The sequence below is a fragment of the Streptomyces sp. NPDC050564 genome (genome assembly GCF_044457265.1).
Lineage (GTDB): Bacteria > Actinomycetota > Actinomycetes > Streptomycetales > Streptomycetaceae > Streptomyces.
In genome coordinates this window covers 25,442-47,149 of sequence record NZ_JBITGS010000051.1, presented here as the reverse complement: position 1 = coordinate 47,149, position 21,708 = coordinate 25,442, and the positions used below count along the sequence as shown (strand labels likewise).

The 21,708-nt window shown below is 68.6% G+C and carries 20 protein-coding genes and 2 pseudogenes; 8 read left to right on the top strand and 14 right to left on the bottom strand.

All coding sequences use genetic code 11. The features are described from left to right. Nucleotides 1-9 precede the first annotated feature (9 nt). Complete coding sequence (locus ACIBK0_RS45640; protein ID WP_399094413.1) at nt 10-1,404, top strand: SMI1/KNR4 family protein; 1,395 nt, start codon at nt 10-12, stop codon at nt 1,402-1,404. A 281-nt stretch (nt 1,405-1,685) separates the two neighbouring features. On the opposite strand, the gene ACIBK0_RS45635 is transcribed toward ACIBK0_RS45640, so the two are convergent. From ACIBK0_RS45635 to ACIBK0_RS45610, 6 genes are all read right to left on the bottom strand, one after another. Then, nucleotides 1,686-2,384 (bottom strand): hypothetical protein, encoded by a 699-nt coding sequence (locus ACIBK0_RS45635; protein WP_399094410.1) that lies wholly within the window; start codon nt 2,382-2,384, stop codon nt 1,686-1,688. Nucleotides 2,385-2,627: 243 nt separating this feature from the next. Next, on the bottom strand, nt 2,628-3,011 hold the full coding sequence (locus ACIBK0_RS45630) for a RidA family protein (protein WP_399094407.1): 384 nt from the start codon (nt 3,009-3,011) through the stop codon (nt 2,628-2,630). Nucleotides 3,012-3,072: 61 nt separating this feature from the next. Next, nucleotides 3,073-4,566: a carboxylesterase/lipase family protein gene (locus ACIBK0_RS45625; protein ID WP_399094404.1), complete on the bottom strand. Its 1,494-nt coding sequence runs from the start codon at nt 4,564-4,566 to the stop codon at nt 3,073-3,075. Between the two features lie 22 nt (nt 4,567-4,588). Beyond that, a complete protein-coding gene (locus ACIBK0_RS45620; protein ID WP_399094401.1) occupies nt 4,589-5,503 on the bottom strand; it encodes an MBL fold metallo-hydrolase in 915 nt (304 codons plus the stop codon). Nucleotides 5,504-5,788: 285 nt separating this feature from the next. Beyond that, entirely contained in the window at nt 5,789-8,047 is a 2,259-nt protein-coding gene (locus ACIBK0_RS45615; RefSeq protein ID WP_399094398.1) for an FUSC family protein, read from the bottom strand. A gap of 216 nt (nt 8,048-8,263) precedes the next feature. Next, nucleotides 8,264-8,524, bottom strand: coding sequence for a hypothetical protein (locus ACIBK0_RS45610; protein WP_399094395.1), 261 nt, complete (start codon nt 8,522-8,524; stop codon nt 8,264-8,266). A 388-nt stretch (nt 8,525-8,912) separates the two neighbouring features. Here ACIBK0_RS45610 and ACIBK0_RS45605 point away from each other — a divergent pair, with 388 nt between their 5' ends. Continuing rightward, a complete protein-coding gene (locus ACIBK0_RS45605; RefSeq protein WP_399094392.1) occupies nt 8,913-11,696 on the top strand; it encodes an AAA family ATPase in 2,784 nt (927 codons plus the stop codon). 769 nt (nt 11,697-12,465) lie between these two features. On the opposite strand, the gene ACIBK0_RS45600 is transcribed toward ACIBK0_RS45605, so the two are convergent. Further along, nucleotides 12,466-13,521: an MBL fold metallo-hydrolase gene (locus ACIBK0_RS45600; protein ID WP_399094389.1), complete on the bottom strand. Its 1,056-nt coding sequence runs from the start codon at nt 13,519-13,521 to the stop codon at nt 12,466-12,468. Between the two features lie 470 nt (nt 13,522-13,991). Here ACIBK0_RS45600 and ACIBK0_RS45595 point away from each other — a divergent pair, with 470 nt between their 5' ends. Continuing rightward, nucleotides 13,992-14,318: a hypothetical protein gene (locus tag ACIBK0_RS45595; protein ID WP_399094386.1), complete on the top strand. Its 327-nt coding sequence runs from the start codon at nt 13,992-13,994 to the stop codon at nt 14,316-14,318. 267 nt (nt 14,319-14,585) lie between these two features. Here ACIBK0_RS45595 and ACIBK0_RS45590 read toward each other — a convergent pair whose 3' ends face one another. Together ACIBK0_RS45590 and ACIBK0_RS45585 are read right to left on the bottom strand one after the other, a co-directional pair. Further along, on the bottom strand, nt 14,586-15,452 hold the full coding sequence (locus ACIBK0_RS45590; protein ID WP_399094384.1) for a helix-turn-helix domain-containing protein: 867 nt from the start codon (nt 15,450-15,452) through the stop codon (nt 14,586-14,588). Between the two features lie 240 nt (nt 15,453-15,692). Then, on the bottom strand, nt 15,693-15,839 hold the full coding sequence (locus ACIBK0_RS45585) for a hypothetical protein (RefSeq protein WP_399094381.1): 147 nt from the start codon (nt 15,837-15,839) through the stop codon (nt 15,693-15,695). A 54-nt stretch (nt 15,840-15,893) separates the two neighbouring features. Here ACIBK0_RS45585 and ACIBK0_RS45580 point away from each other — a divergent pair, with 54 nt between their 5' ends. Together ACIBK0_RS45580 and ACIBK0_RS45575 are read left to right on the top strand one after the other, a co-directional pair. After that, entirely contained in the window at nt 15,894-16,100 is a 207-nt protein-coding gene (locus ACIBK0_RS45580; protein ID WP_399094378.1) for a hypothetical protein, read from the top strand. A 647-nt stretch (nt 16,101-16,747) separates the two neighbouring features. Then, nucleotides 16,748-17,317, top strand: coding sequence for a DinB family protein (locus ACIBK0_RS45575; protein WP_399094375.1), 570 nt, complete (start codon nt 16,748-16,750; stop codon nt 17,315-17,317). Between the two features lie 176 nt (nt 17,318-17,493). Here ACIBK0_RS45575 and ACIBK0_RS45570 read toward each other — a convergent pair. Continuing rightward, nucleotides 17,494-17,616, bottom strand: a pseudogene (locus ACIBK0_RS45570) (IS5/IS1182 family transposase); the annotation flags it as partial. Nucleotides 17,617-17,791: 175 nt separating this feature from the next. Further along, a pseudogene (locus tag ACIBK0_RS45565) lies at nt 17,792-18,067 on the bottom strand (transposase family protein); the annotation flags it as partial. A 458-nt stretch (nt 18,068-18,525) separates the two neighbouring features. On the opposite strand from ACIBK0_RS45565, the gene ACIBK0_RS45560 reads away from it, so the two are divergent. The 3 genes from ACIBK0_RS45560 (at nt 18,526) to ACIBK0_RS45550 (ending at nt 19,534) form a co-directional block, all read left to right on the top strand. Continuing rightward, entirely contained in the window at nt 18,526-18,774 is a 249-nt protein-coding gene (locus tag ACIBK0_RS45560) for an antitoxin MazE7 (protein ID WP_307679828.1), read from the top strand. A gap of 3 nt (nt 18,775-18,777) precedes the next feature. Then, on the top strand, nt 18,778-19,161 hold the full coding sequence (locus ACIBK0_RS45555) for a toxin Doc (protein ID WP_399094371.1): 384 nt from the start codon (nt 18,778-18,780) through the stop codon (nt 19,159-19,161). A 139-nt stretch (nt 19,162-19,300) separates the two neighbouring features. Beyond that, a complete protein-coding gene (locus ACIBK0_RS45550) occupies nt 19,301-19,534 on the top strand; it encodes a hypothetical protein (RefSeq protein WP_399094368.1) in 234 nt (77 codons plus the stop codon). Between the two features lie 676 nt (nt 19,535-20,210). On the opposite strand, the gene ACIBK0_RS45545 is transcribed toward ACIBK0_RS45550, so the two are convergent. The 3 genes from ACIBK0_RS45545 to ACIBK0_RS45535 all read right to left on the bottom strand — a co-directional run bounded on the left by ACIBK0_RS45545 (nt 20,211) and on the right by ACIBK0_RS45535 (nt 21,690). Continuing rightward, nucleotides 20,211-20,411 (bottom strand): ATP-binding cassette domain-containing protein, encoded by a 201-nt coding sequence (locus ACIBK0_RS45545; RefSeq protein ID WP_399094365.1) that lies wholly within the window; start codon nt 20,409-20,411, stop codon nt 20,211-20,213. Between the two features lie 129 nt (nt 20,412-20,540). After that, on the bottom strand, nt 20,541-20,702 hold the full coding sequence (locus ACIBK0_RS45540) for a hypothetical protein (RefSeq protein ID WP_399094362.1): 162 nt from the start codon (nt 20,700-20,702) through the stop codon (nt 20,541-20,543). 148 nt (nt 20,703-20,850) lie between these two features. Then, nucleotides 20,851-21,690, bottom strand: coding sequence for a hypothetical protein (locus tag ACIBK0_RS45535; protein WP_399094359.1), 840 nt, complete (start codon nt 21,688-21,690; stop codon nt 20,851-20,853). Nucleotides 21,691-21,708: the final 18 nt, after the last annotated feature.

The window sequence follows — 21,708 nt, the reverse complement described above, 5'->3', positions numbered from 1 at the left end:
AGGCACCTGTTGTCCGCGCTCCATGAGTTCACGACGTGGGAGCCGCTGCTGCACGTCCTGCGGTCCACTCACACCGCGACGCCGGACGCTTTGGGCGGTCACCTCGCCGGACGGATCGGCACCCATGCGTACAGCGTGCCGATGCCATGGGGGACGATGTTCACCATGCACGGGCAGGCGTCTGACGAGGCGGACAGGCGGCCCGAGTTCGACGCCGTGCAGCGGGTGCGGGGCGCGCTCGCGGAGGCCGGCGCCGACGGCGTCTCCTTCGTGGCCCGGATGTCCCCGGACGGCCCGGCCGTGCTGGACCTGCTCGACTTCGGGCCTGCCGTGGAGGCCGAGGGCAGCGGGCCGCTCCCAGGTGCGCTCGTGCTGGTCGAAAGCGCCGTGCCCGGGCCCTGGCGCCGACTGCCCGATCCGGTACCCGGCGCGAAGCTCTCGCCGGCGGCGGATCCGGCGGCCCTGGAGAGTTTCCTGCGCGAATGCCTCCCCGACGCCGTCGGCGCCACGGAGGCGGAGCTGGCGGAGGCGGAGGCACGCCTCGGTGTCGCGCTGCCCGACGAGCTCAAGGCGCTGTACCGGGTGACCCGAGCCCTGTGGGAAGACTGGAACGACGACTACGAGTCGGCCATGCGGGTCGCCAACGCCGTCGGCTGCCAACTCTTGTCCCTCGACGAGCTGTACATTGCCGACGCCGCCTCACGCCCGTCCCAGTGGCGGTTCGCGGCGATGGAGGCGGAGGCGGTCGACACCCGGCCCGACGCCGCGGTGCAGGGACTGGTCGGCTCACCCGGCTGGATCGTCTTCGGCGACTGCGACGGTGACCGGATCGCGGTCGACCTGACCCCGGGGCCGGGCGGGCACACCGGGCAGGTCATCATCCTCAGCCGCGAGGAGAGCATCGGCGCGGGCCTGATAGCCGGCTCCCTCACCGAGCTGGTGCTCCCCGGATGGGGGAAGCGCGGCCCCCGCCGGCGCGCGGACGACGAGCCCCCGGCCGTGGCACACGTCGACATCCGCGGTCTGAGCAGCGTCGAGGCCGCCGCGCACCCCGCACTGGAGGTCCTGAGCATCGGTGTGTGGGAGGGCGAACCGCTCAGCCTGGAGCCCGTCGTGGACCTGCCGCGGTTGCGGACCCTCAGGGCCGAACCCGGTACGCTCGCCGACCCGTTGGAGATCTCCCGGCTCACCGGCCTGGAGTTCCTGGAGCTCTGCCCGCAGGACTGGCGCGTGCTCCTGGACGCCGACGCGGTGCCGCGCACCCTGCTGGCCGCCGGCATCGGGGTGCGCAACGACGTCGACCCCCTGCCGGTCGCGGACCTCGCCAACGAGATCCTCGCCCGCTGGGACCGCCCCTTGATGACCCGCATCACCCTGGAGGGCAGCCTCGGCCCCGTGTTGTAGCCCAGGTGGCGGTTCGGCAGGCCCGACGAACCCGGTCCCGTCCAGGTACGGTTACGGCTACACCACCCGTTGGTTCGGCGCCGAGTCCCCTTCGGAAAACTCGAACCCACGGCCCTTCGCCATCTTTCGGAGCACGGCCGCGGTCGCCCGACAGTCCCCGAGCGGGGCACCGACGGAATTCGCTGATCAGCGGGTACGCGAGGGTGGTCACAGGTCGTTTCCCACGCCCACGGAGATCGTTTCCCACTGCCCTGGTCACACAGGTCCACATCCTGCATCCCTCACAGGCTGCATCTCCCGGCGGCGAGCGCCGTGATCGCGCACTCGGCGGCGTGCCGGGCCGCGAGCGCGGAAGGGAAGGGGCCGCAGCCGTGGGCGGTACGGCCGGTCGGTTCGTTCGTGATTCGCCACTGCCAGGCGATGCGGCCGCCAGCAGGCGAGGGGTGATACCAGACCGGCTGTGCGGCGGAGGGTGCGTTCTCTGCCTGTTGGATCAGTACATCGTGGACCACTTCGCCGATCACGGTTGAGGCGCGCCCTACGTCGTCGTCGGTGGTCCAGTTCAGGGGCGCCGGGGTGGACTCCGACACTTCCAGAAGGACGTCGGCGAGGTCGGCCAGGGTCCGGTACAGCGCGGCACGGACCGCGTCGGTGTGGTGACGGCCCCACTGGCATGGGGTCCGTTCGGTGATTTCGTCCGCGATGGCCTGCGCGGCGAGTTCGTCCAAAGGGTCCGGCTGTGCGAGACGTTCCCGTCCCAGGACCGCGGCGGCACCCCATGTGAGGTCGTCGCGGGTCATGGCGGTGCCGCGGGCCAGCGTCCACAGGTCCCCGGGGCCCAGGTCGTCGACCGTGTGCTGGATGCAGCGGGTGGCCGCGTCCGACGCGGGTGGCACGTCGGCGTTCAGGAGGCCGGCGCGCACCTCGGTGGCTGCGGTGACGTCGCCCGGTTGCAGCGCGCCCATGGGCAGCGACGCCACAGCGCGAAGCACGTGCTCGTGGACGCACCGTGCCGGATGAGACCTTGAGGGGGGCGAAGGGCGCCCCGACAGGGAGCACAAGGCGTCCAGCAGGTCTCCGGGTGCGACCCGCAGGTTGACGCACGCCCTCGACAGACGGACGTCCATCCTGCCCCCCTTTCCGATCTCCAGAATGGAGGCTGGTCTGGCACGGCCCCGTGGACCGTGCCAGACCAGCCTTGCTCTCGCGTTTCTGTGGCTGTGTCAGTCGTCCAGCACTGCCAGGGCGTCGATCTCCACGAGGAGTCCCGGCGGGAGCTGCATGTAGACGGTGGTGCGGGCGGGGAAGGGCTCGCCGACGGCAGCCGCGTAGGCCTCGTTCAGTTCGGGCAGGTGGGCGGGGTCGGTGAGGTAGACGCGGAGCATCACGACGTCTTCCAGGCCCGCGCCGGCCGCTTTGAGGACGGCGGTGACGTTGCGCAGGACCTGTGCGGTCTGCTCGGCGACGGTGGTGCCGACGACCGCGCCGGTGTCCGGGTCGAAGGGGAGCTGTCCGGAGACCTGCAGGACGGGGCCCTTGCGGATGCCCTGGGCCAGCGGGGCCGGGAGAGCTGGGGCGTTCTCGGTGGTGATGACGGTTCTGGTCACGGTGTTCCTTGAAGCGGTGGTGTTCCTTGATGAAGGTGAGCTGGCGAAACCCGTACGAGCGTCAGCTCCAGGCCTGTCGTTCCCGGCTGCGGGGGTCGTCGATCTGGCTCCACTCGGCGTCGATGTGCATCGTGGCCCTGCGCTCGGTGTCGTACGGGTCCCAGCCGGGGTCGCCGGTGGTGGCGAACCGGATCCAGGTCTCGTGCATGCGGTCCGCGAGATCCGCCGGGGGCTTGTCCGGGCCGAGCAGGGCAGCGGGGCCGAGTAGCTGCGGCAGGTCGGTGAGGTCGAAGACGAAGGGCAGCTCGACCGCGTGCGTGGCACCGAGCTCTCCGTCCAGGGCGTGCGATCGCCAGGCGAACTCGTAGGCGAAGGTCGCGGACTCGGGGTGGGCGGAGTGGGCGGCGGCCAGGGCCCGGGTGCCCGCGCCGAACAGCGCGTCGCCCATGATGGCGGAGCGCAGTTCGCCATAGGACGCCTCGGGACGTGTCTTGCGGTACGTCTCGACGAGCTGCGCCGGGTTCGGGTGCGAGCGCGCCGCCGTGTCGTCCACGTCCTCGGCGGTCGAGGAGGCGTACTTGTCCACAGGGACCAGGTAGAGGAGGCCCTCTTCGGTGTTGGTCCCGATGAGCAGGTCGACGTCGGAGCTGAGTCCGGCGGCGACGGCTTCGGCGGGCTGGGTGTCCAGGACCAGGCTGAAGGGGCTGAGGCCGATCAGCGGGTCGGAGTGGGTGGCGGTCTGCAGGTCGATGCCCGCGAGCTTGGAGGCGACCTCCACGAGACGCTCGTCGGAGATCTCCGCGAACGCGTCCACGTGCGGCTCGACGCCCAGAGCCTCGGCGGCTGCGGCGGTGACGCGGGCCGCCTGCTCGGTGGTGAACGCGCCCAGGCCGCTGCCGCTCTGCACGATCGCCCGCCGGAACAGGCCCGCGGCCTCGGAGGTGGCGAGGACGCCTCCGACGATGGTGGCACCGGCCGACTGGCCGAAGAGCGTCACGTTGTCCGGGTCACCGCCGAAGCCGGCGATGTTCTCCCGCACCCAGCGCAGCGCGCCGACGACGTCGAGCAGACCGCGGTTGGTGGGGGCCCCGGGCAGGTCCAGGAACCCGGCGATGCCGAGCCGGTAGTTGAGCGTGACGAGGACGACGCCGTCACGGGCGAAGGCGGACCCGTCGTACATCGCGGACCGCGTCGAACCGGCGACGAAGCCGCCGCCGTGGACGAACACCATGACCGGCAGGTCGCTCTGCGCGACGGCGGGCGTCCAGACGTTGACGGTGAGGTAGTCCTCGCCGCGGCTCCAGCCGGTGCCGAAGTAGGGGGCCATGTCGATGCTGCCGAGCTTGCGCTCGGACTGCGGCGCGTTGGGTCCGGGGACTGTGGCGTCGCGTACGCCGTCCCACGGCTCGTGCAGCTGGGGCGGGGCGAACCGGTCGGCTCCGCGGGGTGGGGCGGCGTAGGGGATGTTCAGGAAGGCGGCGGTGCCGTCCTCCTGGCGCAGGCCGCGGACGGCTCCCTGCTCGGTGGTCACGACGGGTTCCGGGTGGTGGTTCATCTCTCGTGCCTTTCCGCAGGCTTCAGCGCTGCTCGGTGTACGGGGTGAAGGGCGCCCAGCCCTTGATGGCGAAGGTGCTTCCGTCGCGTACGACTTCGGTGGCGCCGTGGCCGCCCAGGTGGGCCGGGATCAGCAGAGCGTTGTTGTCGGCGGCCCAGCCCAGCACCTTGCGGCGGGTGGCGCGGGCTTCGGCGGGGTTCTCGCAGAAGCAGCTGTTGGCGTCTGGCTCCAGGATCTGTACCGGGCTGTGCAGCATGTCGCCGACGAATACCGCGCGGTCCGTGCCGGAGGTGAGGGTCAGCACGGAGGAGCCGGGGGTGTGCCCGGGAGCCGTGTCCAGGCGCAGGTTCGCGTCGATCTGGTGGCTGTTCTCCCACAGCTGGGTCAGGCCGGCCTGGTGGACGGGGGCCACGCTGTCCTCGAAGACGTTCTGGTTGCCGCGGCCGAGGAGCGGCTGGTGGCCGTTCTCGGGGTTCCAGAAGTCGAAGTCGTCCTTGGGCATCAGGTAGGTGGCGTTGGGGAAGGTGGGGACCCACTGCCGGTCGTGCAGGTAGGTGTTCCAGCCGACGTGGTCGATGTGGAGATGCGTGTTGATCACGATGTCCACGTCCTCGGGCTGGACGCCGGCCCGGGCGAGGTTGGCCAGGAAGTCCGTTTCGAGGTGGCTCCATACCGGGGCGTAGGGACGCTCCTTGTGGTTGCCGACGCCGGTGTCGACCAGGATCGTCTTGCCCTCGCTGCGCAGCAGCCAGGTCTGGATCGCGGAATTCACGATGTTGGTCTCGGAATCCAGGAAATGCGGGGCCAGCCAGTCGGCACCGGTCTCCCAGACTTCCTTCGAGCTTTCCGGGAAGAACGTGTCGGGCGTCATTTCGACGGGACCGAAGTATTCCCACACCCGGGTGATGGAGACATTGCCGAGGGTGATCTGTTCCATGGGATGTCCTTGGAATTCGGAGGATTTACTCAACCGTACGAGCGGCCCTGGCGGGCCCGGTATCCGTCACGTGACTGCACCTGTGTGTACAGCTCTGAGCACGGGGTTTTCCTCTTGTGGCCAGGTGAAAAAAGGTGAGGCGGCTCCCGTTCCGAGTTCCATTCCTGGATACCTCGTCGACGAGCACATGGCGACCTCACTGCAGTCAGAGGCCGGAGCCGGATGCGTATCGGCCGTTTGCCGGTCGTGTTGTGCGCGGCGGCCGTTATGCGATCTGCCGGGGTGTCAGCCGGCTTGGGCGCGTTCGCACCGGTGGGCGAGATCGGTGCAGCGCACCGCGGCGGCCGGGTCCGGGAGGTGCGGCGCCGGGATGTCAACGCGCTCGGAAGGGACCGAAGCGGTGTGGTTGTGGTCCGAGGTGAGTGGGGCCAGGGCTCGTACGAGCGCGGTCAAGGTGGCATCGAGGCGATTGATGTGCAGGAGCAGGCGTTGCTCCAGCGACGGCCGGTCGCGGCTCACGCGTCGCTCGTCCGAGAGCAGGGACAGTGCCCCGATGACCATGGGGGGTGCCGTGCGCGCGGTACTTTCCGGCCGGTGGCCGGTGACGCGGATCAGGTGGGCCGCCGTCTCGTGCGCGCGGTCGGCCGCGGCGGTGAGACGGGTGGCGCACTCGGGGACGTGGCCCGCCGGGAGACGTTCGGCCGTGGCGGCCAGGCTCCGTGCGTGGTACGCGCCGGCCTCGATGAGTTCCAGCAGGTGGCGGGCGCGGTGGCGTCGGGCACGCTGTGGATTGAGCGGATGGGTGAGAGGCAGGCACGCCTTGCGGAAGGATTCCAGTGCCTGGTCGAGGTCGTGTGCCGCATGGACCCAGCTCGTCGGGGTTTCTGTGTACGGGGTTTGTGACGCGATGGCCCGAAGGAGGCGGTCCAGGACGCGCAGGAAGCCGACCAGCTCCTCGTCACTGGCTCGGCGGACCGTGGTGGGAAGGACGAGGGCGGCAGCAAGAATCCCGCAGGACACTCCCAGTGCGGTCTCCTGGACACGCAGGAGCAGCACGTGGGTCGAGAAGGTGTCCATGAGCGCGAGCAGCATGCTGAGCGTGCCGGTGATGAAGAACGTGACGGCCCAGTAGGCCTGTGACGGGGTGTAGAACATCCCGAACATGCACAGCAGGAGCAGGATCAGCAGGGCAGCGCCGTCTCCGCCGACCAGGGCGGCGAGGCCGTAGCCGAACACCACGCCGAGGACGGTGCCCGCCAGCCTCCGGGCGCTCTGCAGCAGTACCTCGCCGGTGCTCTCGGTCTTGATGAAGACGACCCATGCGGCCACGACGGCCCAGTACCACAGGTGCGGGGACAGAAGATGACCGCCCGCGATGGCGAGGGCCGAGGCAGTGGTCACCTGAAACGCCTGACGGGTGGCTCCGCGCTGCAGGCTTTCGGTGTCTCTGTCCCTCTGTGGCACCGTCCCGAAGGCTCGCGAGGCGGGCTTGCTCAGGGGGTTCCCGAGTCCTGCCCGGCGGCCTCGTGGGCCGAGAACCCTCAGGGCTGCAGCGAGTTCGTCGACTGCCGGGAAGCAGTCCTGCACGTGTGCGGAGCCGGTCGGCCGGTTCGCCGGACCGGCGTCGTACCTCTCCTCACGCTGCTCGGGCGCACCAGCCGTTTCCGTGGTGAGCCGGTGGCTCAGAGCGCGGATCCGCTGCGCGAGCCGCTGTCGCGCTGTCCGTTCCGCCAGATCGTTGCGGGCCGCCGGTGTGCGGACCGCGCGGACCGTCAGTACGGCAAGACGCTGCGCGGCCACCTCCACCCGGCTGATGTGCCACAGCAGCGCCTCGGTGTCCTCGTCGACGGCGCGCTCGTCGAGAAAGTCCTCGATCAGCAGCACGGATGCGTGCAGCCTGTCGAGGCGGTCCTGCAACGAGCGGCTCCAGGTGCCGACGTCCTGCCCAGTGGCGACCATCGAGGCCGTGTCCCGCAGGACGTCGTGCAGACGCACGTCGAATGCGTGCCGCAGCCGCCTCAGAACTCCGGCCGCCGTGACGGGGCCGGCGCAGTACCAGACGGCCGTGACAGCCCCGAACGCCACGAGCACCGACGCACCGAGCTGCGGAAGCTGGTCTGCTGGGGCCCGGGTGAACTGAGACAGCAGGAAGGCCATGAAACCGAAGATCCCCAGGCCCAGCCCTCGTGGTCCGAACCGGCGGGCCTGGACGGCAAGGTAGATCACCACCAGGAAGACCAGCTTGGCTGCCGTCGGGTACGGCGTCAGCACGGCTCCGGCGGCCAGCGTGGCGAGGGAGAGCGGAGCGCCGAGTCCAAGAGTGATGAGCTGGTTGCGCGGGTGCAGGTCACTGATCGCCAGTGATGTCACCATCGCGGTGAAGCCGCCGACCACCAGCGCCGTCTCGGGCGCCTGCAGCGTTGTCAGCACGGCAAGGGCCGCGGCGGTGCCGAGGACGGCGCGCGTCGCGGAGGCCAGACGGATCAGTCCGGGGTCGACGGCGGCGAAGCGGTCCCACAGCGATGTCGTCGTCCTTGTCACCATGGGGGTCTCCGTAGATCGTTTCGCCTGTGCACGGCCGGAGACTGTCCCTGAGGTCCTGACCGGTCACCGTCCGCGTCACCAGTCTCGGCACGCAGGGGTTGCGTCCGGTATGCGTCAGGTGACTGCTCCGGGAGGTGCCGCAAAGACAACGCGTCCGTTGTCGGAGTCGACGATCGCGCGGCGCCGGACTGGCCTGCCTCCGTCGGTTCCAGGGAGCTAGGCAGTGCAGGGACTGGGGACGCACAGCCGCCAGGTGCCCAGAGCATCACGCGACACCCGGCGCATCTCGACGCAGCTGTCGTCGAGCCGCAGGTTGGCGTGCGCCGCGCGTTCGCTCGGGTCGTTCGCCCGCTCAAGAGCAGCCTCGTGGGCCCGCTCCGGATCGGCCATGCCGTCCACGACGTAGAAGTGGCGTACGAGCCGTCCGCGTGGCGTACGGAACCCGAGTCCGACCAGCCACGAGCGTCCAGTAACCATGACAGCGCCTTCCGGTGGAGATGTACGGCTTGCTCGATCCCCGTCTGTGGTGGCGCGACGCCACCGGCGACGCACGGCCGTGTCTGTCCGCCGACCCGGAAAGGCGCGGCCGTGCCCGTTTCACGATTCTGCGACCGGTCGAACAGCCGGGGGTATGCGTCACGTGACTGCATCGGCGCTGGTCACCCGCGAGGGCGCCCGAGCCTGCCCGATGTCCCGCCGTGCCGGTCCGCGGGCGGATAGAACTCCTTGGATGCCACGGCCAGGAATATCCCGGACGACGACTGCGCTCGGATGTGCTTTTGAGCAGCCTCTATGCCGCTACCGCGGACGCTGCCGTGGTTCTCGCACGCTAGTATCTGGGATATCTCAATTCCCTGGAGCATCCGTGGAAAACGATGTAACGGCTCGTGGGGACCAGCGCTCGACGTGGAATTCCGATCTGCCGCTGGTAGGCCGAGAAGCCGAAACCTCAGAAATCATCCGGCGTGTGGGCGCCGCCCGATCCCACAGCGACGTGTTGATCGTCACGGGTGACCCCGGCGCCGGAAAGAGCACGCTGCTCGACCTCGCGGCCGACCGCGCACGGGGTGCGGGCGGCCGCGTGCTGCGGGCGGTGGGGAGCGAATCCGAGGCGCACCTCGGATTCGCCGGTCTTCATCAGTTGTTGCGTCCGGTGATCGGTGCCGCGGAGATTCTGCCGTCGCGGCAGCGGTCCGCGCTCCGTGCCGTCCTGGGGCTGGACGAGTGTGCCGGGACCCCCGACGCGATGATCGTCGGTCTGGCGGTGCTGACCTTGTTGTCGGAGCTGGCGGAAACCGCCCCGCTGCTGGCGGTGGTCGACGACGCGCAGTGGATCGACCGCGAATCGCTGGACGCTCTCTCCTTCGTGGCGCGACGCATGGACAGCGAGCCCGTCACGCTGTTGGTGGGAGTCCGCACCGCGGACGCGTTGCCCGGCTTCGACAAGGGATATGAGCGCCTCGAACTAGGCCCGCTGGACGGTGAGGCGGCCAACCGGCTGCTTGACCGGCAGCCCACGCCACCCACCGGCCGAACCCGGGTACGGATCCTCGAAGAGGCGGCCGGCAACCCGATGGCCCTGGTGGAACTCGCACACGCCACCGCGATCCGGCAGCCCGAGGGCAGCAGCGTGGAGGGACCACTGCCGGTCACCGACCGACTGGAGCAGATCTTCGCGGGGCACGCGGCGGGCCTGCCGGAACCCACCCGCCGCATCCTGCTGCTCCTCGCGGCCGCCGACGCAGCGGACACGCAGGCAGCCGCCATGGGACTCCTCGAGGCGGACGGCACGGCATGGGAACCCGCGGACCTAGCCGGTCTCGTACGCCAGGACGGATCCGGGATCTCCTTCCGCCACCCCCTCGTCCGCTCCGCCGTCTACCACTCCGCGTCCTTCGAGGAACGCCGCCAGGCGCACCTGGCTCTCGCGGAACTGCTGCGCGAGGAGCCCGACCGTCGCGCATGGCACCTCGCCGCCGCGGCCGTACGCCCCGACCAGGACGTGTCGGCCGCCTTGCAGCAGACGGCTGACCGAGCCCGGCGCCGAGGTGGCTTCGCGGCCGCCGCCGCGGCCCAGGAGCGCGCCGCGGAACTCAGCCCGCGCCGTGAGGACCGGGCGCGCCTGCTGACCGAAGCCGCCGCCACCGCCGTCTTCACCGGCCAGCTCGGGTGGGTGGAACACCTGGCCGCCGCGGTCCGCGAATGCACCGACGACCAGGAGCTGCTGGGCAGAGCCGCGCTGGCCACCGGACAGCTCATGTCCCTTGGCACCCATCACACGGCAGCCTTCGCCCTTCTCATGCGTGTCGCCGACGAGGCGGCGGACGCCCGGTCGCCCCTCGTACTCGACGCGCTGGCTGCGGCGGCCGTGGTCCGTTACTACTCGGGCGAGGAGTCCCAGCAGCGACAGATCCAGAGCCTCGTCTCCCGCATGCCCGACGATGCCGCCAGAGCGGCGCTGCACGCCTGGGTACTGGCCGTCTCCGACCCCAGCGGCGCAGGAGGGTTGCTCGCACCGGTGCTGCCCGGGCTCATCGCCGAGGCCAAGGGTGACGCCAAGCGCCTGACCGCGCTGGCCATCGTCGCCTGGTTGCTCGACCAGACCACCCTCGCCGCCAGGACCTTCGACGAGGCGTTCGACCAGTGGCAGGCCCATGGACCACTCCCGGACGGACTGGGATGCGCGGCCGGCTGGACCCGCCTGGAGCAGGGCCGATGGGCCGAGGCCCGCTCCGTGGCGGCCGACATCGCGGCTATGGCGTCATCGGCCGGACTTGACCACGCCGAGGCGTGTGCCCAGGCACTCGACGCGACGGTGGCCAGCCTGCTCGGCGACCCGGACACCGCGCGCCGGCTCGCCGAGCGAGCCCTGTCCCTCGTCGATCCACTGGAGAGCCGCTCCGTCGCGGTCTTCGCCCGTCGTGCCCTGGGGCTGGCGGCCGTGGCCGAGGGCGACTACGACACCGCGTACACGCAGTTCCGCTCCGCGTTCACCGACGACGGCGATCCGGTCCACTACCACGTCTCCTACACCGTCCTGGCCGAACTCGCAGCAGCGGCCGTCCGCCGAGGCCAGCAAGAGCACGCCGCGGAGCTGCTGGAACGGTCGGCACGGCGGCTGGGTGAGAGCATGTCGGCACGGGTGGCCGCACTGATCGACCGAGGCCGCGCCCTGCTGGCGGATCCCGAGCACGCGGAACCGTTCTTCCAGACGGCGCTCGCGGATCCCGTGGGCGAACAGTGGCCCTTCGAACGGGCGCAGACGCGGCTCGACTACGGGGAATGGCTGCGGCGGCAGCGCCGTATCGCCGAGGCCCGTCCGCTGCTGAGCGCCGCCCTGGAAACCTTCCAGCGCCTCGGCGCGCGGCCGTGGATCGAGCGGGCACAGGCAGAACTGCGCGCCGCCGGCATCGAGGCGACCGACGTGGTGCCCAGCGCCTTCACTGAACTCAGCCCGCAACAGCAGCAGATCGTCCAACTGGCGGCCCGCGGTCTCACGAACCGCGAGATCGGGGAGAAGCTGTTCCTCTCACCGCGCACGGTCGGCTCCCACCTCTACCGGGTCTTCCCCAAGCTGGGCATCACCGCCCGCTCACAACTGCGCGACGTGCTCGAAGGCAGCCTGTCGGGTACCGGCGTCCAGGGCTGAGCGCCGAGTCTGCCCCGAATGCGCGCTGACGAGCGTGCCGTCTGCCGGGCGGCGCCCGTCGCGCTGCAGTCGGCTGACGGATACCCGCGGCTCGATTCCGCATGACAGATTCGTGGAGCGCGACGACGAGCGGTCACATGAAGTCGTCGAACCGCACAAGGGATTCCCCCGGGCGCCTTACCCCTGCGCCCGGCCCCTTGGGGGGCGTGAGAGCTGTCCGAGCCCTGGCCTGCCTTTCACGCCCCTACACCTGCGCCACGATCATGCCGAGTACTCCGGCCCCACCAGCGCCGACGACACGGCAGAGAGGACCGGATCGACGTGCTCGATCCGGTCCTCGGCGTCAATGGCGCTGTTCCGCACGAGGTGCCGCGTCCTGCGTCGGCTGCGGACCCCGCCCGGCGTTGCGCCCGGAGTTCACCTCACACCACCGACATCACCGGGCACCGGGTCAACACGGCCGGTTCCAGCCCCAGTTGCGCTCCCGGCTCCTTCCGGGTGGATCGAGCAGCTCCACCCATTCCCGGCGCCGTCCTTATCTCTGCGGGCGCTCCGAGAACACGACGGTCGCTTTGGAGCATGGTGGTGGGCATCCGCCTCCGCTGAGCGGTGGATGGGTGCCCAGGGAGCCCGGATGGTTGCGGAGTGCCGGGCCGGTGTGTCCGTGCCGACGCCTCGATCGTGGCCCAGCGGATGCAGTGCCCCTTCGCTCATCGCCGGAGTGGCCGTCGGAGGGGGCCCGGGATGCCGGGAGCTTCGTCCGGCCGGGTCAGCTGCGGCTGAAGCCCGCCCAATCCGTGATCTTGAACTGGCTGCCGTTGCGCTTCACTTCGGCAGCGCCGTGGCCGGGAAGATGCGCGGGAAGGACGAGGGCCTTGTGGTCGGCGGCCCACTCCAGTTCTCGGCGCCGGCTCGCGAGCGCCTGCTTCTCGTCTTCCTCGAAGCAACTGTTGAATTCCGGGTGCTCGAGCTGGAGTGCTGTGTGGAGCAGGTCGCCAATGAACACCGCCCTGTCAGTTCCCGACTCCAGCCGAACCACGGACGAGCCGGGAGTGTGCCCGGGCGCGAGATCCAGCTTCAGGCTGGAGTCGAGCGTGTGCGAGCCGTCCCACAGCTTCACCAGACCGGCCTCGTGAACCGGGAGCACGCTGTCCTCCCAGACGTTCTGGTTGCCCTGCCAGTACTTCGGCCGCACCGGCCCCTGCGGGTTCCAGAAGTCGAATTCGACCTTCGGGATCAGGTACGTGGCGTTGGGGAAGGTGGGCACCCAGTCACGGCCCTCACGACGCGTGTTCCAGCCGACATGGTCGTTGTGCAGGTGGGTGTTGACGACGACATCAACGTCCTGCGGCCTGACTCCGGCGCGGGCGAGTCGGCGCAGGAAGCCGGTGTCCATGTACTGCCACTGCTTGGCGTACGGACGGAACTTGTCGTTCCCGGCGCCCGTGTCGATCAGGATGGTCTTGCCCTCGCTGCGCAGAACCCACGTCTGCAGAGCGGAGTAAACCATGTCGGTGCTCGGCTTCCAGAAGTCCGGGCTCAGCCAGTCCTTGTTCTCCTGCCACAGTTCCTTCGAGCTGGACGGGAAGAACTGACGAGACGTCAATCCAACTGGACCGCTGAACTCCACGACACGGGTGATGGTGACCTTGCCCAGTTCGATGGTCTCGACCCGCGTCCGGTCTTCGGTGGCGGAGGAGGCCTCGGCCGGCTGGAGGATCTGGTTGCCGAACAGTCCCACAGCACCGACAGCCGCGCCGATACCCGCGGTCACTCCGACAAAGCGGCGTCGACTCAGGGAAGGTGAGGAATTTTCGCTGTCCATTTGAGCACTCCAATGAAATCGCTCATCACGTCCTGTGGTGCCAGCCGTGGGCGCGGCAGGACGGTGAGAGGGCCGCGTTCATGTCGTCGCGGCGGGTATCACCATGGTGCAAAATGGGGGAGCCGACGGGTATCAGTCACGTGACTGAAACGCAAAGACCGCTGACGTCGCGAGGAAGTCGCACTCTTACCGGCGCTCACGGACAAGGCAGCGACTAGGAACTTGGCAGGCGGTCATGCACTCGGTTGGGCCCGAAAATGGATCTCCACGTGGCCAAGAGTAGCCGACCTGCGCTCCTTCGCCGTCAAGGAAGCGAGCGCGTAGCCGTGGCCAAACTCCTGGCCACCGGAGGCGATTGAAAGGCGACGGCTCACCACCGTACCTGTGTCCGGCGCCCATTGACCCGTCAGTCACGCGGTTCGCCGCCATCCGCTGCAGCGCCGCGCCGAGCGGCGAGGCCACGAGCACAGGTGCTGTGCCCCGGCGTCGTCGCCACCGAATTCCACACGCGCCAGGGCCTCGACATGAGCGTCGTGGCCCGCATGTCCGCCGAGGACGTCGTCACCGCCGGCCTGCGCGGCCTCGAACTCGGCAAAGTCGTCTGCGCCCCCGGCGTGGAAGACGCCGGCCTCCTCGACGCCGTCTTCCACGCCGACCTCGCCGCCTTCGGCAGCCAGAGCCCCGAACGCGCCTGCCGCTACCGGACCAACTTAAGCCGCCTGAACCGGCACCAAGTAGCCGGAGAAGTCCTGGGTCGCTTTGGGGCTTACCTCGGCGGCCCCGCTGCTTCCCGATGACACGTCATGGACAGATCAGAGGCGCTCAGGGTCGCGGAGTCGCTGTCGGTGTGCATCTGCGGACCTCTTCTTCGGGTGGTCGGCCAGGCGGCGGGTGCTGTGGGGCTGGCGGCGCACTGTGTGCGGACGAGGAGGCCGACGGCGATGAATGAAGTTGTGGACTGGGTTTGGTCTTGTCCGTTGTCCATCGTTGAAACGCATGTATGGCCTGCACCACCGATGCGTCGGCTGTCACGCCATCACATCGGCCTTGGCGCGGGTTGCGAGTCACTCGGGTGTCGCGGTGGCGCGGTCTGGGGGGTCTGGGGTGTGAGGAACGGCTTGGTAGGAGGACAGCAGGTTGAGCTTCTCGACGTTTTCGGTGTTGCGGTCGGCGTGGTGGACGACGAGGAGCAGGCCGACCGATCCGGAGATCGCAAGTTTCCCCCGGTTCAGGGTGAGTTCGCCGACTTGCGGATGGTCGAGCGTGACGGATGCGCCTTCACTGGCGTGGACGTCATGGCGTGCCCAGAGCTGGCGGAACCGGTCGCTCGCGAGGGAGAGTTCGCCCACGAGTTCGATGAATCGCGGGTCGTCGGTGTCCGTGCCGACCGACTGGCGGAAGCCGGCGACCAGGCCGGCGGTGGCGTCCTCCCAATCCGGGTAGAGGGACCGTTCGGCCGGATCGAGGAAGACATCCCGCAAGCGGTTGCGGCCGGTGGCCAGGCGGGGCTGGAGCGCCGTCGCCAGAGGGTTGGCGGCCAGCACTTCGAAGTAGCGGCCTTCGAGGAAGGCCGGCAGTGTCAGCGAGTCCAGGAGCTTGCGGATACCAGATGGCACGGCCTCCTTTCGGGGCCGACGGCGTGTGCGGCGGGGCCTGTCGGACCCGAGGCCGAGCAGATAGGCAGTGCTGTCGTCGTCGAGTTGGAGCACACGGGCGAGCGATTCGAGGATCTGGACCGAAGGGTTGCGGTCGCGGCCCTGTTCGAGGCGCAGGTAGTAGTCGGCGCTGATGCCGGCGAGCATCGCGACTTCCTCGCGCCGCAGGCCGGGAACGCGGCGGACGCCGAACTGCGGCAGACCGACACTGTCCGGCGTGACGAGTTCGCGGCGGGCGCGCAGATACTCGCCGAGCATGTTCGTGTCGCGGGTCATGGACGAAAAATCCGATTTGGGGAGCTCCTCGACAGCATCCAAGTCCCCTCCCCCGATGAGAGCTCGCTGCAGAAGACCAGCTCGTGAGGAGCGGGCTGGGCCCTCAACGTCCAGGTTCAGCTGGAGGGTGAGTGCCTCGTACTGACGGTTGACGGACCACCCGCCGCCCCAGGCGACCGCCGGCGGCTTCCCCGGGGTTGCTTGCCCAGGCACAGCCAGCCCCGGAAGCCGCCATGACGTTCAGCTCTGCGCCCGTGCTTCAGCTCTCGGTGTTGCCTTCCAGCCTGGCAGCAGGCGAGAGAGCATCGGATCGCTCTCGATCTTCTCCTGAGTGAGCCTCATGCCCTCATCGATGACCGCATCCCACTTCTCCGTGGCGAACTCCACCCGGCACGGTCACTCCTTGATGGCTCGGCGCTCCACGGTCAGATGCAGGACCGCGTGACTCCCCCGCTGACCGCCCTCAGCCTGCCCGGGATACAGAGTCAACAGCACCGCATCCCCCTCCTCAGCAATCCGGCGTGCGGCTTTCCGCGCCGCGCTCACCTCACCCTTCGTGGGAGCCCGCCCAAGGGACTGCGCCAGGACTTCACGCACATCGATCGTTTCTCGTTCTCCCAGCGCCGCAAGCAGGCACTGCCGGGATGAATCAACCATGGAACCCATGGGAAGAGTCTGGAGCCCAGCAGACGGCATTGGGCCGATCACTCTCGTTGTCCGAACCGTGTCGTGCCTTACGTGCCCCGAAAGAGGGCACGGCCGGCTGTAGCGGATCATTGTCGACGAGGTTCCCGACGGCCCGCCAGGCCGCCACCCTTCAGCCAACCGCCATATACGACCAGCTCAACCCCCTTACGGGCGCACCCTCGTGACGGGATTCGACCGTCCTCCAGACGTGGAGCACATTGAGCAATTGGCCGAGCTGGCGCGCTGTATCGACGAGCACAAACACCCTGGCCAGGCAGGCGCGCGATCTGTGAGGCTTCGCCAGCTTCGAAATGCAGGTCGGAGGCTCTGGCGTGGCGCTCGCTCGGGATACTCATGCTGATCTCGGGCGGGAATCTGCGGTCTTGATCAACCGTCATGTCATCGGTCGCGGCCGTCACATTTGGGTCATTGAACCCAACCCAGCCAGCCGGGTTGTTAATGTCAAACAGCCGCTCGCGGCGGCGCGGCCCGAAGGGCACATCAGCCCCCAGCGTCATCTCCCGGTGCGGTAGGCTCTCGCGGCCCACGGCCGGCGACGGCGTCCGCGAGGGGCGCAGCCAGGTCTCAGTTGTATGTAGTGTGCGGCCATGACAAGAAGCGAGCGGCTCGCGGAGCAGTTGGACTGGTACTGGCGCAAGAACCTGCGGCCGCGGCTGGAGGGTCTTACCGATGAGGAGTACTTCTGGGAGCCGGTGCGCGGCTGCTGGAGCATCCGCCCACGTGGCACGTCGGTCGCACCGATGTCGGAAGGTTCGGGGGAGTGGACGATGGACTCCGCGTCCCCTGACGCGGTGCCAGTGCCGGAGCCGGTGACCACGATTGCCTGGAGGCTGGCGCACATCATCGTCTCCTGCCTGGGCTATCGGGTCGGATGGTACTTCGGCGGCCAGGACGTCGACTCCGAGACATTCGCCTACGCGGGAACCGCTGACGAGGCGCTGAAACAGCTCGATGAGATGTATGGGAGATGGAACGCGGGGGTCCGCGAACTCTCGGACGCTGACCTGGAGAATCCGCCCACGGTGGGTCCCGAGCGGTTTCCCATGGAGAACAGGGTCCTGCACGTCAACAGGGAGCTGATCCATCACGGCGCCGAGATTTCCCTGCTGCGCGACCTCTACCGCTGGCAGGACGGAGCCGTACCGCGCCGAATATGACTTTCCGGTAACCGGCGATCGAGCTTCGGAAACCTACGTGGACTCCGTGACGCTCCGTGGCTGCGAGCTTCAGTGAAGCTGCGCCCTCTTGAAGTAGCTGGTCAGGGTGGTGGCGTGAGGGTCGTTCGGCGTGGTCATGCTGGTGTTGGGCGGAGGTCTCGGGTGTAGATCATCTGTCAGCGGGCTCCTTCGAGGTTCGTTAGGACGAACAGGGCGCGCAGCAGGCCGGTCGCGCGGGCGGGATCGGTGCGGAGCTTGGTGAGGATCCGCCAGTTCTTGAGAGGGGCGAAGCCGTGCTCGACCGGGGCGCGTGCGGCGGCGAGCGCCCGGTTCGCTTCCTTTTTCGCTGGTGGTGAGCTTGCGGGCCCGGGTGGCCTTGAAGCCGGTGACGATCACGGGGTCATCCGGGTCGTCGTCCAGGCCGAGGAAGCCGAGATCGGCCAGGGCGCCGAGGCCGGCGGCGCGTAGGTGGGACAGGATGCGGTCACGGCGGGCGGTGATGTCGTGAGTGCGGCCGAGCCGAGCCGCGGAGATCCAGATCATCCGGCCCCGTTCGTCGGTCAGGGCGAGGACGTGCAGGCCGTGGCGGTGGTGTTTGCCGGAGTAGTTCGGCCGGTTCGCCGTCCCGGTGCGGCGCTGGGTGGGGATCTGAGTGCCGTCGATCAGGACGACCTCGCCGCGCCGCCGGGCGATCTTCTTCAGGGCGCGGTCCAGCCGTTGGGCCTTCTTCGAGTCCGTCCAGCTCCGCACGACGTGCGGCGATCCGTTCCTGTATCTCGGGGTCCATCATGCGCCGGAGCATACGAGCGGCGCCGATCCCGACGGACGAGAACCCGCAAAACCAACCTTGCCAGACGATCTACACCTCAGACTGCCGCCCGCCACCAGCACGAGCAACGACCCTCACGCCACCACCCTGATCAGCTACTTCAAGATGGCGCAGCTTCCGTGATCACAGCTGCAGGTGTTGTCATGCCCGTCATCCTGCCTGCCAGCACTGACGTTGCCCGATGCAGCGGGAGGGATGAACGACGGCGAAGACGACGGGGCGAAGGCCATGCAGCGCCTAGTCCCAGCTCTCAGCGCCAGCAGCCACGCGTAGCACCATGGACATCATCTTTCGGTGCCGCCCATGAGCGGGCGAAGCGGCGTATGCACTCGCAAGAGGTGGTAGCGCGGCGCGTATACCGTACGGGATACTACGGGGTATGGCTGAAACCACTGTCAAGGTCGACACGAGCACCAGGGACACCCTGCAGGGCCTCGCCGCTGCCGAAGGTCTGTCTGTGAAGGCCTACCTCGCCAAGGTGGCTGGGGAGAAGGAACAAGAGCGAGCCCTGCAGACGGCGACCGCCGCTTTCCGCCGCGCGATCAGCGAGCCCGGCGTCATGGACGCCTTCGATGCCGAGTTCGGCGGGTTGCCGTCCGTCGCGCACGACACCTCGCGGGCGGCCTGACCTGTGCCTCCCGTCGTGTACGTCGACTACCGGTGGTTCCTCGAGCGCCAGGAAGAGATCCTCCGGGACGACCTGACCGTCAACGACTTCTCTGTGCTCGTCGGCATGGCCCAGCGCCACCGGGTCGACCCGCCCCGGCATGATCAGCACCATCCCGACGCCTTCTGGCGGGCTGCGGTCATGCTGGAGGAGTGCGTGCTGCTGCGCCCGCTCCCGGCCCGCAATGAGGTGTACGGATACGGCGCCGCCATTGCCTACCTCGAGGCCTCCGGAGAACGCGTGGACACGAAGTTTGAGCTCTGGCGGGAACTGATCTACGACATCCGGGGGCTGCGGCTGGACTCGTACGGCATCGCCGAGAGGCTGCGTTCCTGGCGCCAGGCCTGACCCTGACCGGCGCTGCGTATTCCAGGGAGAATCGACGGTTGCTCGCTCGGTGGACCGGGCCACGTGCTGCGCAGTCAGCGCAGCACACCGAAGTAGCTGAGCCCAACTCTGGCGAGGTTGCCCGGCTACCGTGGAGGGCATGGTCAGGGAACTTCGCACTGAGCTCGATGAGGAACAGTACGAGCAGCTTGCGCGCGAGGCTCGGGATTGGCACGAGGATCCGACGGTGTACGCCGGACGCGTCCTGGCCCAGGAGCTCGACAAGGCGCGGTTCCTCGAAGGCAGTGCTCGCTTCCTCAGCACGCCCGGTATCCGCGAGGAGTTCGCCAGCTGCTTCGGCCCGCAGCCCGGCGCGGCCCCGTCCGTGGCGTAGGACGGGCACCGACGCAGTGGATCTCTCGGCAGTGCCGACCTACTCGGCGCCGACGAGACCCCAAGCTCCGTCCAGTGGAGACGTTGCTGATCATCACGGCTGCCGTCCTGTGGGGCTGCGGCTCGGGCGTGCTCATTACTCCGGCACGACTTGCCCCTCGGCGCTGACCGGGGGGCCATCCCGTGAGCTGGCGGTGATGACCAACGGAACTGCGTGATCACCGGGTGGCGTTACTGCTGTCACCATCCTCTCGGTCAGCGCTGGGCTGGCAGGTGCCGCACAGTTCATGACGCCGTTGGCGGGTGATCACGCTTCCCCAGCCATTGCATGTTTCGCAGTCAACGGCCAGGGCGGCGTTGGCCCGGGGGGTCGGGTTGGGAGCGACATTCGCTCCGTATGTCATGTAACTCTCCAGGATCGATGGAACCTGTCCTAATGGTGCGTGCATCCGCTGCCGCCAATGCCCATTCTGTACCATTTAATGACTGATTAGTTCTGTTTCTGTGTATTTTGCGACTGCTTTACTTCCGAGTGCGGCTTCATCGCTGCCCGCGGCGGCACCGGGCCATCCAGCACGGTCGTCGGCGGCTCGGTCCGGAGCCGGGCTCAGAATCGTCGGCGGTCTCGTGGCCGGGAGGACGGGACAACCGCGCGGCGGTGGGCACCGAACACCGTGTCACCGTTCCTGCGGTACCAGCCCGACCCGCGCCCACACGCTGTGCGGGTCCGCCTCGGCGAGGTTGAACCCGTCCCAGGTCACCGAGGCCGTAGAGGCCACGCGCAGTCCGGTGAGGAGTGCGGACAGGGTGGTCTTGCCGCCGCCGTTCTCACCGACCAGCGCGATCAGCTCGCCTTGGCGCAGGATGAGGCTTTTCAACGACTCTGCCAGAACACCCCACTCCGCTCCCGACAGTTGACCAGCCGAAGATCGCCAACAGCATCCGGGAATCTCGAAAGAGCCATGGTTCAGCCGCCGCCGACAGCCCGCCTATCCCACGTCGACGACCTAGATGCCGTTCTCGTATGCGCAGAACTGCACCCACGAACGCGTCCGGAACCACTGCGCGCCGTGCCAGCCGCCCGGCGCCGGCCACGGCCCCAGTCGCACGAGGGCCGCAGCGATCACCTCCATGATCTTCTGCCGCTCCTGCTCAGGAATCTCCGCCAACGCTTCCGCGTGGAATGCCAGGGCGACTCGATACATTCCGTGTCGGCCCGGACGGCACCGGGCATCACGGCCTCCGTGATCCTGGCCGGGGAGGACTGGCCGCTGCGGCCGAATGGTCTTGCCTGGGAATCGCCGGCGCGGGCGCTGATCACCACCGAGTCGGGGCTTGCGGAGGTGGATCTGCAGAGGGGCGGCGGTGTGCGGTGGCGGCTGCCGTCGCCCGGCGTGCACGGCGCCGCCGTCGTGCTGCCGGACGGAGGCGTTGCGTACTGTGCGGGCCGGCGGTGGCGTCGGAGTAGACGGCTGTCGCCTTCACCGCGGCCAGTTCCGACAGGGAGGACGCGACGACAGTCTTGGGGACGCGGGTTTCCGTATGCGCCAGGGGCGTCCACCGGTCCCGAACGGCTTGAGCGATCGACGGTTCCACCGCGAGCACGTTCCCCGGGTTGATGTCCGTCAGGTTGCAGGGGTCCGCAACCTGCGGGAACCGGGATCCCGGCCGAGGCCCCTTTGACCCTCCTCCTGCGAGATCGACAACCTGGTTCACGAACACGTTTCCGTCGGCGTCTCGCCACAGAAACTCGTACGCACCGACCGCCTCGTCGTACTGACACGCGACGGCATCGACATGCACGGAGTTGTGCAACCGAAGGAGCCCTCGGGATCGGAACTCCGTCAGGTCGGTCGACGTCCACACCAGGACACAGCCACGGCTTTCCTCGTCCTGTGCTCCCCGGGGTGCGACACGGACGGCGACCAGCCCGAACCCGCCTTCTCTCGTGCGGAACAGGAAGGGGTTCTTGGCACCCTTCTCCAGGATCGTGTTGTGCTCGCTCACCGTGGCTTCGGGAAACAAGATCCCGTAGTTCTGGTTGAGCGGCTCAAACGGTGCTCCGTCTTCGCTCAACGCGAGGTGGATGCTGTTGCTCAGCGACTCCGTGTACTCGCCGAGCGGTGTCCGGGTGTAGACGAGAACTCTGTCTTCCATGACGAACCCCGTTCAGTG